Raw genomic sequence first — 16557 nt, forward strand, 5'->3', positions numbered from 1 at the left:
GCCCTCATCTTCAGAACGATTTCGACAAGGACACCTTTACCGTTCTGCCCGGCGCTTTTCGGCTGGGCGATGACAGGTGGCCGACATAATCCTCGTCAAGAATGTTCTCGAGTCCGAAACGAACCTCGGTTCCATCCAGCCAACCCTCGTCGGGGCGCCATGTGGCGCGCAGGTTGTGCACCGTGCTGTCGGGCAAACCGGCACCAAGCGCTTCACGGCGATCCGCGGCGTGAACGATTTCCCAGCTCAGGTCCAGCCGGTCATCCCACTTCTTGCCCAATGCCAGCTGCGCCCGGTCCGCCGGGCTGTTGCGCCACGTCGCGTTGGTGCCATCGGGGTTGAACTCGGTTCCATTGCCCAGGTGCCCGGCAAAATCGACATAAAACCCGTTTGCCATCCCGTACGAGGCTTCAAGCTCGAATCCATGGGAATCGACGTGGTCCAGCTCGGTCGTTGTCGACCCTGAAACCGTGTAGCTGGTGATGTCCCACAGCTCGGTCTGGTAAAGGTTGCCGCGAATGGTAAAGGTATCGCCGCGGGCAAACACATCGGTGCCCGTATATTCCGCGCCCAGTTCGAACGTGTGCGATTTCTCCGAAATGCCGATGCGCCGTTGCGCGCTGGCGCTGGTGCCCAGGTCATCAATGATCGGCAGCCCCTCGGTATAGGCCGCGCTGCCAAAGACCGACAGGCCGTTGCCCAGGTCATGGGCCAGCGCAAGGCCGCCCATCAGGGCATCCTTGTCGTAAATGTTCGGCAGGCCGGCAAGGTTGGTCGCGCTCTCGATCCTGGATGTTTCATACCGCAACGCAGGCGTGACGGTGAATCGCCCCATCGTCATTTCGTCGACCATGAATAGCGCAAAGCGGTCATTCGTGCCGCCCGGCGCCCCCGCCGCGGTGTTGTCGGCGCGAACGCGCCTTTGCGCCTCGACGCCGGCCAGCATGTCGTGGGAAACCGCGCCGGTTTCGAACAGCGCGCGGTTGGTCATGGTCAGCTTGGTTGTCTCGTAGCGTTGATCGGCATTCACCGTATCGACAAGGAAGGGAAAGGTGGGCGTGCCTTCCAGCGGCGATGAGCCGGGAATGTAGTCGTATTCGATTTGCTGATCGGCGTAAGACAGGTTGGCGCGCAGGTCGAACAGGTCGCTGGCGGGATTGAAACGGTATTCAAGCACGGTCTGGTCCGTATCGGTCAGCCGGTCGACATTGCCGAACATCCCGCCATCCGTGCCGAACTGGTCATAGGGCACGTCCTTGTCGTCAGCCACGGTTCTGGAGTGGCTAAGGGTCAGCGACTGCGCGTCATCCTGGCCAAAGGTGAACGTGCCCTTGGCAAGGTAGGACGGCGTGCGGAACTTGCTGTTGCCGATGGTCGTGCCATCCCCCGCGGTCAGGTTGCCTTGGTCGCGCAGCGAATAGTTGAGCAGGAATTCGGCGCCCGCTGACGGCATCCAGCCCAGGTTCGTGGAACTGACCCAGCCATCGCCGTTCGAGCTGTATTCAAGCGTCTGAGAGCCGCCAAAACCCGGCACGCCGCCCGTGAAATCAGAGGCATCCTTGGTTTCCAGCTTGACCACGCCGCCAACGATTCCCGATCCGTAGGCAAAGCTGCCGATTGTCCCGCGCAGCACTTCGACCTCGCGGTAAAGCAGCGGATCGGTGAAAAGCTGCGTGCCGATCCGGTACAACTCTTCCGAGCCGACGCTGGCGCCGTCGATCTGCACGGCAATCTTCTGGTCCGAGCCGTTGGTCGTGTTCGCGCCAAAGCCGCGAATGTTGATGCCCGAGCCTTGCGGCGTCGTGCCGTTGACCAGCGTGACACCGGGCACCGAGTCGATCAGCTGCGCAACCGTGCTGGCCTGCCGGTCCTGAATTTCTTCTTCATCCACGACAGTGCGGGGCAAGGCGGTGCCAAAGCTGAGATCGCGCTTGCCGCCGGTGAGTATGAGGGTGCCCAGGAAACCGGGGTCGGCGTCCTGCGCGGCGGCCGGCAGGGCCAGCGACAGGCAGACTAGCGCGGTCGAGCCGCGCAACAGGTGGGTAAGCATATGCGCCATCCTTCAGATGTTCATGGCCGTTGCTTGCGAAGGCTGGCGCGGCGGTTTTGGTGATTTCGCGACAATCTTGTCACTACGGGTTGCAGCTTCAAACGCACCAGAGTAAATTAGTCAAGTATTTTGAAGAAGCCACGCACCGGTTCCAATCGGGCGCAGCCATCGGATCGCAAATCAACCTCCGAGGTCGCCCATGACGCAGCAATCCGCTGTCACCCCTACCGATATTCGTGCCTTTCAGGCGCAAAACCCGAAACTGCGCGCCCGCGATGCCGCTGACAGCCTTGGCATATCCGAGGCGCAACTGGTGGCCGCCCGAATCGGCCGGGGCACCACGCGAATCGCCGCGCATCCCGACCAGCTCATTCCCGCCGCCGAGGCGCTGGGCGAGGTCATGGCTCTGACCCGCGTCGATGCCTGCGTGCATGAAAAAGTGGGCGAATACGCCGAGTACCATCCCGGCGACCATGCCGCGATGACCCTGGCCGAGAATATCGACCTGCGCATATTCCCGTCGCACTGGGTTCATGCCTTCGCGGTTGAAACGAATGACGCGCATGGCCCGCGCCGCTCGTTGCAGGTTTTCGATGCGGCGGGCGATGCGGTGCACAAGATCCACCTGCGCGAAAAGTCCAACCATGACGCATGGGCCGCCATCGTGGCCGATCTTGCCGTCGATGATCAATCCGACACGCAACCCGTCGAAAGCCGCAAGCCCGTCGAAGCCCCGAAATCGCGCCCCGACAAGGTTGATACCCTGCGCGAAGAATGGGCCAAGCTGACCGATACGCACCAGTTCCTGCGCCTGTGCGCCAAGCTCAAGATGAATCGTCTTGGGGCCTACCGGATCGCCGGGGCGCCATGGGTGCGTCGGCTTGATCCGAACGCAGCCGATGACATGCTGCACGCGGTGCGCGATGCCGGGATAGAGGTGATGATCTTTGTCGGCAACCGCGGCTGCATCCAGATCCACACCGGCCCGATTCACGAATTGCGGCCCATGGGGCCGTGGCAAAATGTGATGGACCCGGGCTTTAACCTGCACCTGCGGCGCGACAAGGTGGCCGAGATCTGGGCGGTGGAAAAGCCCACCCAGCGCGGCCCCGCCGTTTCTGTCGAGGCATTCGACGCCGAGGGCGGGTTGATCTTCCAGGTCTTTGGCGTCGGCAAGGAGGGGCGGGAGTCCCGCCCGGCATGGGGCAAGATCGTCGAAACCCTTCCCACGCTTCAAGAGGTGCCGGCCTGATGTTTCGTCATTCAAGACCGTCCGATACACTGATCACGGGTCTCGCGACCTGTGGCGCGCTGATCCTGCTGTTGCTTGGCTCGGAGCGGTATGCCCACGCGCAAAACCCCGAGCCCGACGTGCTGTCAATCGGCGGCTCGGTAACGGAAATCGTTGTGGCGCTTGGCCAGCAGCACCGGCTGAAGGCACGCGATGCGACATCGACCTACCCGCCCGATGTTACCGATCTGCCCGACGTGGGTTACATGCGGTCGCTGTCGCCCGAGGGCGTGCTGTCCGCCGGCCCGTCGCTGATCATTGCCGAGGAAGGGGCCGGCCCGCGAGAGGCGCTGAACGTGATCCGCGAGGCCAAGGTGGGTTTTGTCGAAGTGCCCGACGCTCTCACCGCCCGTGGAATCCTGCGCAAGATCGAAATCATCGGCGATGCGCTTGACGTGCCCGACCGGGCGGCACGCCTGTCGGCCCAGGTTGAAACCGCGCTGGCTGACGCTCTGGCCGATGCCGCGCGCCCGACAAGCCGGAAAAAGCGGGTGCTTTTCGTGCTGTCCACGCAGGGCGGCAAGATCAATGCCTCTGGCACCGGCACCGCGGCCGATTCGCTGATCCGCATGGCTGGCGGCGTCAACGCCGTCACCGAATACGAGGGATACAAGCAAATCACCGACGAAGCCGTCGGGCTGGCCGCGCCAGACGTGATCCTGATGATGGACCGGGGCGGCGATCACGGGGTGGCGGATGACGAACTGTTCGCAATGCCCGCCATCAGGTTGACGCCCGCTGCGCAGACACGCGCGGTCGTTCGCATGGACGGGTTGTTGATGTTGGGTTTTGGCCCGCGCACCGCGCAGGCCATTCGCACCCTCAACGACGCGCTTTATGGTCAGGGAGCCTGAACCGTGTCAGCCGTGACCGAAGAAATTGAAACCGCCCCGCGCGACCGGCTGTCGCGCGCGCGCACCCTGCACGGGGTTCTGGCGGGCGCACTGGTGCTGGCCTGTATCGCAAGCCTTGAAATCGGGGCCACGGATGTGACCCTGACGGCAATGCTGGCCAAGCTGGTGCAGGGCGAGGCACTCAGCCAGGTAGAGCGCGTGGTCCTGCTCGATATCCGGCTTCCGCGGCTGGCGATGGGGGTGTTGGTCGGGGCCGCGCTGGCCGTTTCGGGCGCGGCAATGCAGGGGCTGTTTCGCAACCCGCTGGCCGATCCGGGCATCGTGGGCGTCGGGGCGGGCGCCGGGCTGGGCGCGATACTCGCCATCGTGCTGGGCGCGCTGTTGCCTGCCTGGGTGATCGACCAGACAGGCAACCAGTTGACACCCTTCGCCGCGTTCCTGGGCGGTTGGGGCTCGACCATCCTGCTTTATCGCGTGTCCACGCGCCACGGGCGAACATCGGTTGCCACGATGCTATTGGCGGGCATCGCCCTCGGGGCGCTTGCGGGGGCCTTGTCGGGCATCCTTGTCTATATCGCCGATGACCGGCAGTTGCGCGATCTTACGTTCTGGGGCCTCGGCTCCCTGGCCGGTGCAAGCTGGGCCAAGGTGCTGTCGGCCGGGCCGCTGATCGTTTTGTCCATTGGCGCGGCGATGATGCTGGGCCGGGGTCTGAACGGGCTGGCCCTTGGCGAGGCGACAGCCGCCCATATCGGCATCGACGTGCAGCGCATGAAATCCATCGCCATTCTTGCCGTCGCGGGTGCGACAGGTGCGGCGGTGGCGGTTTCGGGCGGGATCGGGTTCATCGGCATCGTGGTGCCGCACTTGCTGCGGCTGGCCTCCGGCCCGGATCACCGAACGCTCCTGCTCAATTCCGCACTGCTGGGCGCGATCCTGCTGATCCTCGCCGACGTGATCGCCCGCGTGGTCATCGCCCCGGCGGAACTGCCCATCGGCATCGTCACGGCGGTTCTGGGGGCACCCGTTTTCCTTTGGATCCTGCTCAAGCGTCGGGGGTTGGTCGAGTTATGAGCCTGGTTGCCCAAGACATTCACGTTTCCTATGGCCAGCGCGTGGCGTTGCGCGGCGTCAGCCTGACTGCACGTCCGGGCGAGGTCACGGCCATCGTCGGCCCGAACGGGTCGGGAAAGTCCACGCTGCTGGGGGCGATCACGGCGGCGCTGCCCTTTCAGGGCCGGGTCAGCCTGAACGGGCAGGATGTCGCCATGCTGAAACCCTGGGACCTGGCCGCCCAGCGCGCCGTGCTACCGCAGGCGTCGCGATTGGCCTTTCCCTTCACCGCGATCGAGGTCGTCCGCCTTGGCTTGCAATCGGGCACCGCCGGCGACCGGCCCGAGGTGCCGATGCAGGCGCTGACGCGGGTTGGCCTGGCGCATTATGCGAACCGGACGTTCCAGGAATTGTCGGGGGGCGAGGCACAGCGGGTCATGCTGGCGCGCGTGCTGGCGCAGGTCTGGGCGCCGGTCGAGAACGGGCAGCCGCGCTGGCTCTTGCTGGATGAGCCGGTCTCGAGCCTCGATATAGCCCACCAGTTGCAGGTCATGGAAATCGCGCGCGGTTTCGCACGGGCCGGTGGCGGGGTGATCGCCGTCATGCATGACCTGAACCTGACCGCGCTTTATGCCGACAGCGTTGCGGTGCTGGCCGATGGGCAGCGCCTTGCCTTCGGCACACCGGCCGAGGTGCTGACCGATGAAACCCTGTCACGCGCCTACGGCTGCAACCTGCGTGTATCGGCCCCGCCGCCTCCCGGCACGCCCTTTGTCCTGCCGCACGCGGCCACTGTCTGAAAACCCCGCAAATGCGCCACCCGGCGCGGCGAACCCTGCCAACCCCTGACAAGGAGATAAGGAGTCTCAAATGTACCTTGCCATGAACCGATTCACCGTAACGCTTGAAAACGCCGCCGCGTTCGAAGACCTGTGGCTGTCCCGCGAAAGCCAGTTGCAAGAGACCGACGGCTTCGTGTCGTTCCAAATGCTCAAGGGCCCCGAGGAAGACGGGCACATACTCTACGCCTCTCACACCATGTGGGAAACCGAGGATCATTTCCGCGCCTGGACCCAGGGCGAGTCGTTCCGCACCGCCCATGTCCGCGCCCGGAAGGCCCGCAAACTTCACGAGGGCGCTACCCGTTTCGAAGGGTTCCGCGCAATCCAGCGCATCGACGCCCTGCAACCCGCTTGAACATTGCCGCGCAACGGCCACGCCCCACGGCACCGTTGCGCGGCCGCCGGGCCGTTTCCCTACCCGGCAAATTTAACCTATCAAAATAATCAGATATTGAATCTTCCCCGCCCGCCTGCTAGCTAAACGGCATCGAGCAAGGGCGCGCTCCCCAGCCAGATGACCATTCGGGAAATCAAGGGCGGACGACATGCGCGCATACCATCGAAAAGTTGTGGCCACTTGCCTGGCGGCCCTCATGACCTGCGGCCCCGTGCTGGCGCAAGATGAACAGGGCGCGCATGTGTCGATCGAACTCAACGCGCTTGAGGCTGTCAAAGACGCCTGCCGGATCAGCTTCCTCGTCCAGAACGGCCATGACGCCGACATTGAACAGGCCGTGTACGAGGCCGTCCTGTTTGACACCGAAGGCCGCGTTGACCGCCTGACGCTTTTCGATTTCGGCGCCCTGCCATCGGCGCGCCCGCGCGTTCGGCAATTCGTCCTGCCGGGGCTTGAATGTACCTCGCTTGGCCGCCTGCTGATCAACGGGGCAGAAACCTGCTCCGGCGACGCCCTGCCAAACGATGCCTGCACCGCCGGCCTCGACCTGCGCAGCCGGACAGATATCGAGGTACTGGGATGATCGCCACGCTTCACGATACCCTGTTGCGCATCGTCGGCCTGGGTGGCCCGGTCGTCTTGCTGCTATGCGGGCTTTCGGTTCTGGTTCTGGCGGTCGTTCTGTACAAGCTGTGGCAATTCGGTGTCGCGGGCGTGGGCCGCCACGACGCGCTGCAAGCGGCGATTGCCGCATGGGATGCCGGTGATCGGGCCGCCGCGGGCGACCACCTGGGCCGGTCGCGCAGCTACCTTGTGCCCGTTATCACGATGGCCTTCGATGGCCAGAACGATGCCCCCCGGCTCGAGGCCGAGGCCGAGATGCGTTTTGCCCGGCTGGAAAGCGGGTTCCGGTTCCTTGACTCGGTGGCGCAGCTTGCCCCGCTGCTGGGGCTGTTTGGCACGGTGCTGGGCATGATCTCGGCCTTCCAGGCCCTGCAACAGGCCGGCGCGCAGGTTGATCCCTCGGTCCTTGCGGGCGGTATCTGGGTGGCGCTGCTGACCACGGCGGTGGGGCTTGCCGTGGCGATGCCGACATCCGTCATGCTAAGCTGGTTCGAGGCCCGCATGGATGCCGACCGCGTGCTGGCGCAAAAGGCGCTGCGCACGGCCCTTGCCCCCGAGGGGCGGCAGGCCACGGCACATGGGGTTGCGCCCAGCCATGCGTAGCAGGCAGCGCAGGCGGCGGTTGTCGATGACATCGCTGATTGATGTCATTTTCCTTCTGCTGCTTTTCTTCATGTTGTCTTCGAGCTTCACGCGCTTTGCCGAGGTTGAGCTGGCGGCGGCCGGCGCGGGTGGCCCGGCGTCTGCCGCGCGCCCGGTTTTCCTGACACTGGCGCCCACATCGCTGCGGTTGAACGGGGCCACCGCCGCGATCGAGGGCCTGCCGAAGGCGCTTGATGGCCATCGTGACGGCGATACCCCGTTGCCCGTCCTCGTGGCGGCCCGTCCAGACGTAACGGCGCAGCGCCTTACCGATCTGCTGGTGGCGCTGCGTGCGCTCCCCGCGATCCGCGTAACCGTGTTGGAGGCCACATGACACCACGCCGCGCCCGGCCCGAACGCGAGCCGACAATCGCCCTTATCAACATCGTTTTCCTGATGCTCATCTTCTTTCTCGTGGCGGGCACACTGGCTGCGCCGCTCGACAAGGATCTGCGGCTGGTCAGCACAGCCAAGATCGACCGCGCCGCCCCGGCAGATGCGCTGGTGCTCCATGCCGATGGGCGCATGACACGCCGTGGCACCGAAATCGTCAGCGCCGCGGCGTTTCTGGCCGACCTGCCCGAAGAGGCCCGCGCGCGTGTGCGCATCGTGCCTGACCGCGCGCTACCGGCACAAAAGCTGGTTGGCGTGGCACGCGCCTTGCGCGAGGCCGGGGCCGGATCGGTGGTTCTGGTCACCGAACGGGGGCTGCAATGATGCGCAACGCCGGCATGGCCAAGATCGCGGCCCTATCCGTGGCGATCATCGCCCACGGCGCCCTTGCCCTGGCACTGGTCCCGCAGGAGTCGATGCAGGCCGAGGGCGGGGATGGCGGGGCCGAGATGCGCCTGGGCAACGCTTTCGCCGACATGGCGGCCGGGCGACTGTCACCGGCGCGCCCCGACAAGGCAAAGGCAACCCGGGCCGAGGCGCCAGACAGGATCGCGGCGGAACAAGCCACCAGGACACCGCCCGAGAAAGCCGCCGCCACCCCAAGTGCCGAACAGGCCGATACCGTTTCAGCTCGCCCGCCCGCCAAGGCCGAGCGCGCCGCGCCCGACGCGCCGCAAATGCTGGCGGCGGTCGCGCCATCTGCCCGGCAGGCTGTTCCGGCCCACCAACCCCAAGCCTATGCCGCAAGCCAGGCTAAACAACCGATCAAGGGGGCGGAGCCCGATTCCGCGGCGGTTGCCCGGTCCATCCGGCCCAGGCTGCGCAGCGCCGCGGTGGAAAAGGCCCAAAGGCCCGCCCCCGCCGCGAAACCGGCCCGAAAACCGGAACAGGTGACCAAACCCGCCGCCCGACCGGGCAACGCAGATCAAAACGCACGCGCGGGTGCGGCGACAGGCACGGAAAAGGCGACGAGGCGTCAAAACGGCACTGGCGGGCAACAGCAGGCCGCGGGCAACGCCGCGGCCAGCAACTATCCCGGTTTGGTCATGCGCAAACTGTCCCGTGCCGGCAAGCCAAGTGTCGACGCCCGTGGGGCTGCCGTCGTAGCCTTTACCATCGGGGTGAATGGCGGGCTTACCGCCGTTTCGCTGGCGCGCAGTTCCGGGTCTTCCGCGCTCGACCGGGCGGCTGTTCACCTGGTGCGGGGCGCGGGCCCGTTTCCCCGGCCGCCACAGGGCGCCCGGCGCAGCTTCTCGATCCAGATCAAGGGGCGTTGAGCTGGCCGCTCCATCGCGTCACGATCGGCCCCGCCCGACCATCGAAACCGTGACGGCACGGGGGGGGGCCACCGCGCGCCGCCGCAGGGAAACATTTACGAAAGACCGCGCGAAATCCCGCCGAAACCGCGCAGAACACGCATATTTATGCGACCTGTAAATATAATTCCGGCACGGGTCATGGCACCTGCCTGGCCCGCGCTGTCTTGTCCAACCCCAGGAAAGCCAAAATGCGCCGGGCCACCATCTCCGGTGCCTCCTCATGGGCCAAGTGACCAAGATCATTCAATATTTCTACCTTCGCATCCGGCATCCGCGCGGCGGCGCGCTCGGCCACGGAAACGGGCACCGCGCGGTCGCCCGTCGCGGCCAGGAACAGCGTATGGGCGTTAACCTTTGGCAACTCGGCGATCAGCCCGTCCAGTTCCCAGCTTGCCATCATCTGCAAGGTGCCGGAAATATGTGATCTGTTGCTCATAAGGCGGGAATAGAGCCTGTACCCCTCGTCAGCCAGGTGTGAGCCCGTTCCCTCGATAAGCTGCCGCGCCCGCCGCCCCGATGCGCCCCCAATCGTAAACAGGAATGGCGTCAACGGGTTCAGCGCCAGCGCCTTGGCCAGCACTGGAAACAGCCATCCGGCAACGCCTTCGAACTTGTCCAGCGCGGGGTTGATCCCCACCACGGCGGGGGTCGCGTGCAGCATTTGCGACAGCCGCAGCGCAACCGCCACCCCGGCAGAATGTCCAACGATACCAATGGGATCCCATCCCTGGTCGGCGCATAGCGCAGCAATGTCCGCCGCCGTAGGCTCCAACCCCGAGCGGGCCCTTGTCCCCGCCTGGGTAAAGCCCTGCCCGGGCAGGTCCAGCGCGACAACATGCGCGTGCGGAGCCAGCACCGGCATCACATCTCGCCAGCTATGCGTCGCCCCACCAGCCCCGTGGATCAACAAAACCACCGGCCCCCGGCCCATCCGCTGCACGTGCCAGCGGTGCGGACGCGCCGCTATTCGGCTGGAATAGTCTCTGTTCGGCCATCCGGCCAGGTCGCGGGGCCAGTCCATCTCTACCCGTCCAATGCCGCGCCCACCGCGGCGCTCAGCCGCCCGGCATCGGCGCGCGGCATGGGCAGGTAGCGCGCGCCCATCTGCGCCGCCAACTCGGCCAGTTGCCGTGCCGGCCGGTTGCCCATATCCAGCACAACCCCCGGCACCCCGCTACCACGCAGCCACCGCCCCAACCGCACCGCATCCTCGGCCGCCCGCACCCGGTCGGCCCGGCCATCCAGCGCGATATTGGCGCGCCCATCGGTCAACACGGCGATGGCTGGCGATAACCCATGCCCGCGCGCGTGGTCGGCCAGCTCGCCCGCGGCCTGCAAGCCTGCGGCCAAGGGCGTGCCGCCGCCGCCGGGCAGGGCGGCAAGGCGGCGTTTCGTTTGCACAAGTGATCTTGTGGGCGGCAGCAAAAGCTGGGCCCCGTCGCCGCGAAAGGCGATCAACGCCACGTGGTCGCGCCGCGCATAGGCCTGCGCCAACAGCAATTCGACCGCGCCCTTGGCCTCGGCCAACCGTGCCAGCGCGGCCGATCCCGAGGCATCGACGGTAAAAATCAGCAACCGGTCAGAGCGGTCTTCGTAGCGCTTCACGTGGATGTCGCTCGGGTGGATCAGTAACCTATGTTTGCGCGCCGACAGCTTGCGCCGCAGAGGTTGCCATGGCGCTGCCGCGCGCAAGGTTGCAACCAGGTCTATCCTGGCGCGACCATCCAGGCGCCCCGGGCGCGAGGGCAGGGGCCGCCCGCGCCGATTGCCCTTGCGCCGGGCGCCCGCGCCCGACCCGCGGGCGCCGCGGGCCGTTCCCGCGGGAACAAGGGTTTCCAACATGCCCTCGGGCAGCATCGCGCGCACCGCCTCGATCAGCATTTCGGGCGGGATATCCAGTATATCGTCGTCCTGCCCCTGGGGGCTGTCGGCCTCATCCTGATCGGGGGGTGGGGGTGGGTCGTCTTGTGGCTCGTCCTCGTCGGTGGGCATCTGTGTCGCGCGGTGCCCATAAACCAGCCCGGCAGCGGCAGCGATGTCATCGGATACGAGACTAACACGCCCGAAAAGCGCTGCATGAGCGCGTGCGGCGCGCAGGGCGAAGAGCGGCGCCCGAAGGCTGTCGACGCCATAGCGGGCGGCAAGGGCTGTCAAAGCCTCGATCGCCTGGCTTGTCGCTGGGACGCGGGGATAGAGAGCACGGGCGACGGCCGGGTCGGGCAGATCGGACGGTGGGGTCTGCATCCGGCCGATGCCGTCCAGGTCAGCGCGAAATGCCGTGCGCTCGGACAAGGCGGGCGGGCACCGCTCGTCAGCGTCGGTGCCCTCGTCCAGCGCGACAAGGGTGAAATGCGGGATATCGTCAATGGCCTGGGCCAGTTTAGCGGCCAGGGTGGGTGCGGTGCGCTCTGCCATTGTCAGCACGATTGCCGCAGGTTCGTACATCAACCCGCGTGAAAAGACGACCTTTTGCGCTGTTAGCGTGGCTGACAGGTCAAGCCCGCCAAACAATGCCTCGTCAGAAATATCGGGGTGGATGCGGCGACAAGGCAGATGAATCGAGCCTAACTCAGCCAAAAAAGCATCTCGAACTGGGCCGACGCGAGCGCGCACCACGATACCGCCCAGCCCGACGGGGTCGATTGACAGCAATGCCAGCGCAAGCTGCGCGGCGTCCCAGCGGGGGGCTGTCATCCCAGAACCTCGGTCACCGTGCGGGCGACGCGGGTTGCGCTGCCGGCCTCGTCCAGAGGATCGCGGCGCAGGCGGTGTGATAGGGCCAGAGGCGCTACCCGGCGCAGCTGTGCCCGGCCCAGGCTCTTTGCGCCGTCGAATGCCGCCAGCGCGCGGCCGGCGCGCAGCAAAGTAAGTTCACCGCGTAGCCCATCTGCGCCAAGCGCCATGCACAGCTCGGCGCAGTCGCGCAGCGCGGGATTCCTAGTCTCTATGTCGCCCAAAAACCCCCGTGCTGTCAGGATACGGTCGCGCAGCCTGGTATCCTCTTTGCCCCATTTTCGGAGGAACTTCGCGGCGTCGGTTTCATAGGCGTCGCGGCGTTTTATCACCTCGATCCGGTCGTCGATGTTGTTGGGGCTGCGCACTTCGACCGACAGGCCGAAGCGGTCAAGCAGTTGCGGGCGCAGTTCTCCCTCTTCGGGGTTGCCTGAACCGACCAGCACGAACCGCGCGGGGTGGCGTATGGATAGCCCCTCGCGCTCAACGACATTCTCGCCCGATTGGGCCACGTCCAGCAGCAGGTCAACAATGTGATCTTCCAGCAGGTTGACCTCGTCTATGTAAAGATATCCGCGATTGGCTTGCGCCAGAAGGCCGGGCTGAAACGCTTTTTCCCCCTGCGTCAGGGCGCGTTCTATATCTAGCGCGCCGGTCACGCGATCCTCGGTTACGCCAAGAGGAAGGTCGACGACGGGGGTGGGGCGCTCGGCCATTTCATGTGTCTCTAACCCGGCCCAATCGGGCACATCAGCAGGGTTGGCAGCGTTGACGGGGCAGCCGTGCACCGCTTGGATCGGCGGCAGCAGGGCGGCCAGCGCCCGCACGGCGGTGGATTTGCCGGTGCCCCGGTCGCCGAACACCAGCACACCGCCCAGTTTTGGGTCGATCGCGGTAAGGATCATGGCCAGTTTCATGTCATCCTGGCCGACAATGGCAGAGAATGGAAAAGGGTGTGTCATGCGTGTCCTTGGTTATGGGCGAGGGGGCTGACCCCGCCCCATGTCCCGCGTTCGCCGGTCACGCGAAAGCGGGCGTAAAGTTCCTCGCGGAACCAGTTTTCATCGCGAACCGCGCGAATGGCCTTGGCGTGGGGGCCGTTACGGTCGCGGGCAAAGGCGGCCATGCTGTCGGCATCTGGCCAGATCGAGAATGTCACCTGGTGCAGTAGCGGCACCTCGCCGATCCCGATCTTGAAGATCACGTTCGGGTCGGCGCCGATAACGCTGGAAATGTCGGGCACCCGCGACCAGAAGCGAAACGCCCGGCGGGGCCGCACAGTGGCGCGGGTCATGGCGGCCAGAAGGCCGGTTTCGGGTGGTGTTTGCGCCTGGAACGGCGTGACGCCCGCCCATTGCCCGCGCACCGATGTCGGGGCGAGGAACACTGTCCAGGCCTCGGATGCATGGGCACGGTAGCGGCGAAAGATGCGGGCGCGCTCCAACTGGTTGCGCGCGGTTTCGGCGTCCGGCCAGACGCAAAGGATGGCATAGACATGCGTGTTGGGCCGGGGGGTGAACCCTTCGCCCGTGCCAGTACCGCACAGTTTCCAGAATTTCAGGCCCGGAACGCGGGGCAGGGCGAATCGCCCCGCCGCCATCATGCCAAAGGCCCAAAGCCGTGCCGCCACGCTATCAAAGCGGAAAAGGCTGAGGGTGACTGTTTGCATGGGCAATCCCCAGAAAAGTGTCAATTCAAGGTGACACATAATGATTTGATATGGAAGGCACGACAGAAAGAATGTAAACTAAACTAGACATAATGACCTGAGAGGCCGCCATGACACGCATTGATACCTCGCTTCCGGTGCAGGCCGGCAAGGAAAGAGCGCCACATGCCGTGGTGATCGGTGCCGGGCTGGGTGGGCTTTCGGCAGCCATGCGGCTTGGTGCGAAGGGGTATCGCGTGACGGTGCTCGACCGGCTGGATCGCACCGGTGGGCGCGGTTCGTCGATGATGCAGAACGGGCACCGTTTTGACCTGGGCCCTACCATCGTGACGGTGCCGCAGGTGTTGCGAGAGCTTTGGGCGGACTGCGGGCGCGATTTCGATGCCGATGTCGACCTGCGCCCGGTTGACCCTTTCTACGAAATCCGTTGGCCCGATGGCTCGACCTTCACGGCGTGCCCCGACACCGACAAGATGCGCGCCGAGGTGGCCCGCCTGTCGCCCGGGGACGTGGCGGGTTATGACAAGTTCCTGAAAGACAGCGAAGCGCGATACTGGTTCGGGTTCGAGAACCTGGGCCGCCGGTCGATGCACAGGTTTGGCGACCTGATCAAGGTGCTGCCTCGCTTTGCCATGTTGCGCGCTGACCGCAGCGTTTATGCCCATGCGGCAAAACGGTTCAAGGATGAGCGCCTGCGCATGGCGTTTTCGTTTCATCCGCTGTTCATCGGGGGTGATCCGTTCAACGTGACCTCGATGTACATCCTTGTCAGCCACCTGGAAAAGCAGTTCGGCGTGCACTACGCCATGGGCGGTGTACAGGCGATTGCCGATGCCATGGCCCGCGTGATCGAGGATCAGGGCGGGCATGTGCGTCTACACACCGATGTCGACGAGATATTGCTGAAAGACGGTGCCGCGCGCGGCGTGCGCCTGTCGGGGGGTGAAATCCTGCGGGCCGATGTGGTGGTGTCGAACGCCGATGCCGGCCACACCTATGACACCCTGCTGCGCAACCACCGCAAGCGCCGCTGGTCGCAGCGCAAGCTGAACCGCGCCCGGTGGTCGATGGGGCTGTTCGTCTGGTATTTCGGCACGCGTGGCACGCGCGGAAAATGGGGCGATGTGGGCCATCACACGATCCTCAACAGCGCTCGCTATCGCGGCCTGGTCGAGGATATCTTTATCAAGGGGAAGCTTGCCGATGACATGAGCCTTTACGTGCATCGCCCCAGCGTTGTCGATTCAACCGTCGCGCCCGAGGGCGACGACACGTTCTACGTTCTGTCGCCGGTGCCGCACCTGGGCCATGACAACCCGGTCGATTGGGCCACGATGGCAGAGCCCTATCGCCAAAAGGTGCAGGCGGTGTTGGAGGAGCAGCTGTTGCCGGGGCTGGGCGATCACCTGTCAGCCTCGGAAGTGTTCACACCCGATACCTTCCGCGACCGATACCTGTCGCCCCACGGCGCGGGCTTTTCGATCGAGCCGCGGATTCTGCAAAGCGCGTATTTCCGGCCCCACAACGTCAGCGAAGAGGCCAAGGGCCTCTACCTTGTGGGCGCGGGCACGCATCCGGGCGCGGGGCTGCCGGGCGTGATCTCGTCGGCTGAGGTGTTGGCGCAACTCGTGCCCGACCCGGTGCGCGCATGATGGACGGTGGCGACCTTGAGCATTGCCGCGAGGCGATCCGCCACGGATCGCTTTCGTTTCACGCCGCAAGCCGGTTGTTGCCAGCCCGCGTGCGCGACCCGGCGCTGGCGCTTTATGCCTTTTGCCGCCTTGCCGATGACGAGGTGGACCTGAAAGCAGACAAGGCGGCCTCGGTCCTGGCGCTGCGCGAACGGTTGGACCTGGCCTATGCCGGGCGGCCCCGTAATGCCGCGCCTGATCGCGCCTTTACCGCGCTGATCGAAGAGTACGACATGCCGCGCGCCTTGCCCGAGGCCCTGTTGGAGGGGCTCGCCTGGGACGCGATGGAACGGCGCTATGCCTCGCTGTCCGATCTGCACGCCTATAGCGCGCGCGTGGCCAGCGCGGTGGGCGCGATGATGTGCGTGCTGATGCGCGTGCGCTGCGAGCATGCGCTGGCCCGCGCCTGTGACCTGGGCGTTGCGATGCAATTGACCAATATCGCGCGCGACGTGGGCGAGGACGCGGCCGAGGGCCGGCTTTACCTGCCCACCGACTGGTTGCAGGACGCAGGGCTTGCGCCTGATGCCTTCCTGGCCGATCCTCACCCGTCCGAGGCGCTGCGCGCCGTGGTGCGCCGCCTGCTGCGCCAAGCCGATGCGCTTTACGCGCGCTCGGAATCGGGGATTGCCGCGCTGCCTGCCGATTGCCGCCCGGGCATCTATGCGGCGCGCCACATATATGCCGGGATCGGGGGCCGGGTACGCGCGCGCGGGTTCGATTCAGTCACGACCCGCGCGCGGACCGGGCGGGGCCGCAAACTCGGTTGGTTGGGCCTGTCCATGGTGCGCGCCGGTGTCACGCTGGTTATGCCGCGCCCGGCGACCATCTATGCCCGTCCGTTGCCGGAAGTGGCGTTCCTGGTCGACGCCGCTGCATGCCCGGCCCCGCGTCAGGCCGATTGGTCGGACAGGGTGGTGACGCTTCTGGGACAGCTCGAGGCGCAGGACCGCGCGCAAAAAGCATCCTTGCAAGCGGCGGCAGCCCGTTCTACCTGAC

The 16557-nt window shown here is 65.6% G+C and carries 17 protein-coding genes; 12 read left to right on the forward strand and 5 right to left on the reverse strand.

Going from position 1 to position 16557, the window contains the following annotated elements; all coding sequences use genetic code 11:
* Positions 1-10 precede the first annotated feature (10 nt).
* Entirely contained in the window at positions 11-2050 is a 2040-nt protein-coding gene (locus M8744_RS07650) for a TonB-dependent receptor domain-containing protein (protein WP_251412022.1), read from the reverse strand.
* Between the two features lie 199 nt (positions 2051-2249).
* On the opposite strand from M8744_RS07650, the gene M8744_RS07655 reads away from it, so the two are divergent.
* From M8744_RS07655 to M8744_RS07700, 10 genes are all read left to right on the forward strand, one after another.
* Positions 2250-3302 (forward strand): hemin-degrading factor, encoded by a 1053-nt coding sequence (locus M8744_RS07655; protein ID WP_251412025.1) that lies wholly within the window; start codon positions 2250-2252, stop codon positions 3300-3302.
* On the forward strand, positions 3302-4195 hold the full coding sequence (locus M8744_RS07660) for a heme/hemin ABC transporter substrate-binding protein (protein WP_251412028.1): 894 nt from the start codon (positions 3302-3304) through the stop codon (positions 4193-4195). Before M8744_RS07655 ends, M8744_RS07660 begins: the two co-directional genes overlap by 1 nt.
* 3 nt (positions 4196-4198) lie before the next feature.
* Positions 4199-5269: a FecCD family ABC transporter permease gene (locus M8744_RS07665; RefSeq protein WP_251412031.1), complete on the forward strand. Its 1071-nt coding sequence runs from the start codon at positions 4199-4201 to the stop codon at positions 5267-5269.
* Positions 5266-6048 (forward strand): heme ABC transporter ATP-binding protein, encoded by a 783-nt coding sequence (locus tag M8744_RS07670; RefSeq protein ID WP_251412035.1) that lies wholly within the window; start codon positions 5266-5268, stop codon positions 6046-6048. The genes M8744_RS07665 and M8744_RS07670 overlap by 4 nt, the downstream gene beginning before the upstream one ends.
* 70 nt (positions 6049-6118) lie before the next feature.
* Positions 6119-6445, forward strand: a complete 327-nt coding sequence (gene hmuQ / locus M8744_RS07675) for a heme-degrading protein HmuQ (protein ID WP_251412038.1) — start codon at positions 6119-6121, stop codon at positions 6443-6445.
* A gap of 238 nt (positions 6446-6683) precedes the next feature.
* Positions 6684-7070, forward strand: a complete 387-nt coding sequence (locus M8744_RS07680) for a hypothetical protein (RefSeq protein WP_251412041.1) — start codon at positions 6684-6686, stop codon at positions 7068-7070.
* A complete protein-coding gene (locus M8744_RS07685; RefSeq protein WP_251412043.1) occupies positions 7067-7714 on the forward strand; it encodes a MotA/TolQ/ExbB proton channel family protein in 648 nt (215 codons plus the stop codon). Before M8744_RS07680 ends, M8744_RS07685 begins: the two co-directional genes overlap by 4 nt.
* Positions 7707-8087 (forward strand): biopolymer transporter ExbD, encoded by a 381-nt coding sequence (locus M8744_RS07690; RefSeq protein WP_256474147.1) that lies wholly within the window; start codon positions 7707-7709, stop codon positions 8085-8087. Before M8744_RS07685 ends, M8744_RS07690 begins: the two co-directional genes overlap by 8 nt.
* Positions 8084-8470, forward strand: a complete 387-nt coding sequence (locus M8744_RS07695; RefSeq protein ID WP_251412049.1) for an ExbD/TolR family protein — start codon at positions 8084-8086, stop codon at positions 8468-8470. The genes M8744_RS07690 and M8744_RS07695 overlap by 4 nt, the downstream gene beginning before the upstream one ends.
* Positions 8467-9423 (forward strand): TonB family protein, encoded by a 957-nt coding sequence (locus M8744_RS07700; protein WP_251412051.1) that lies wholly within the window; start codon positions 8467-8469, stop codon positions 9421-9423. Before M8744_RS07695 ends, M8744_RS07700 begins: the two co-directional genes overlap by 4 nt.
* 178 nt (positions 9424-9601) lie before the next feature.
* On the opposite strand, the gene bchO is transcribed toward M8744_RS07700, so the two are convergent.
* From bchO to crtA, 4 genes are read right to left on the reverse strand one after another with little or no spacing between them, the layout of a single operon-like run.
* Positions 9602-10486 carry an alpha/beta fold hydrolase BchO gene (bchO, locus tag M8744_RS07705; protein WP_251412055.1) on the reverse strand — a complete coding sequence of 295 codons (885 nt, stop codon included), beginning with the start codon at positions 10484-10486 and terminating at the stop codon, positions 9602-9604.
* Between the two features lie 2 nt (positions 10487-10488).
* Positions 10489-12159 (reverse strand): magnesium chelatase subunit D, encoded by a 1671-nt coding sequence (locus M8744_RS07710; RefSeq protein WP_251412058.1) that lies wholly within the window; start codon positions 12157-12159, stop codon positions 10489-10491.
* A complete protein-coding gene (bchI, locus tag M8744_RS07715) occupies positions 12156-13160 on the reverse strand; it encodes a magnesium chelatase ATPase subunit I (RefSeq protein WP_251412061.1) in 1005 nt (334 codons plus the stop codon). Before bchI ends, M8744_RS07710 begins: the two co-directional genes overlap by 4 nt.
* Complete coding sequence (crtA, locus tag M8744_RS07720) at positions 13157-13867, reverse strand: spheroidene monooxygenase (RefSeq protein ID WP_251412064.1); 711 nt, start codon at positions 13865-13867, stop codon at positions 13157-13159. Before crtA ends, bchI begins: the two co-directional genes overlap by 4 nt.
* Before the next feature lie 110 nt (positions 13868-13977).
* On the opposite strand from crtA, the gene M8744_RS07725 reads away from it, so the two are divergent.
* Together M8744_RS07725 and crtB are read left to right on the forward strand one after the other, a co-directional pair.
* Entirely contained in the window at positions 13978-15519 is a 1542-nt protein-coding gene (locus tag M8744_RS07725; RefSeq protein WP_251412066.1) for a phytoene desaturase, read from the forward strand.
* Positions 15516-16556, forward strand: coding sequence for a 15-cis-phytoene synthase (gene crtB, locus M8744_RS07730; protein ID WP_251412069.1), 1041 nt, complete (start codon positions 15516-15518; stop codon positions 16554-16556). The genes M8744_RS07725 and crtB overlap by 4 nt, the downstream gene beginning before the upstream one ends.
* The last annotated feature ends 1 nt before the right edge of the window (position 16557 follow it).

This window comes from Lutimaribacter degradans (assembly GCF_023703375.1).
In the GTDB taxonomy this organism is placed as follows: Bacteria; Pseudomonadota; Alphaproteobacteria; order Rhodobacterales; family Rhodobacteraceae; genus Lutimaribacter; species Lutimaribacter degradans.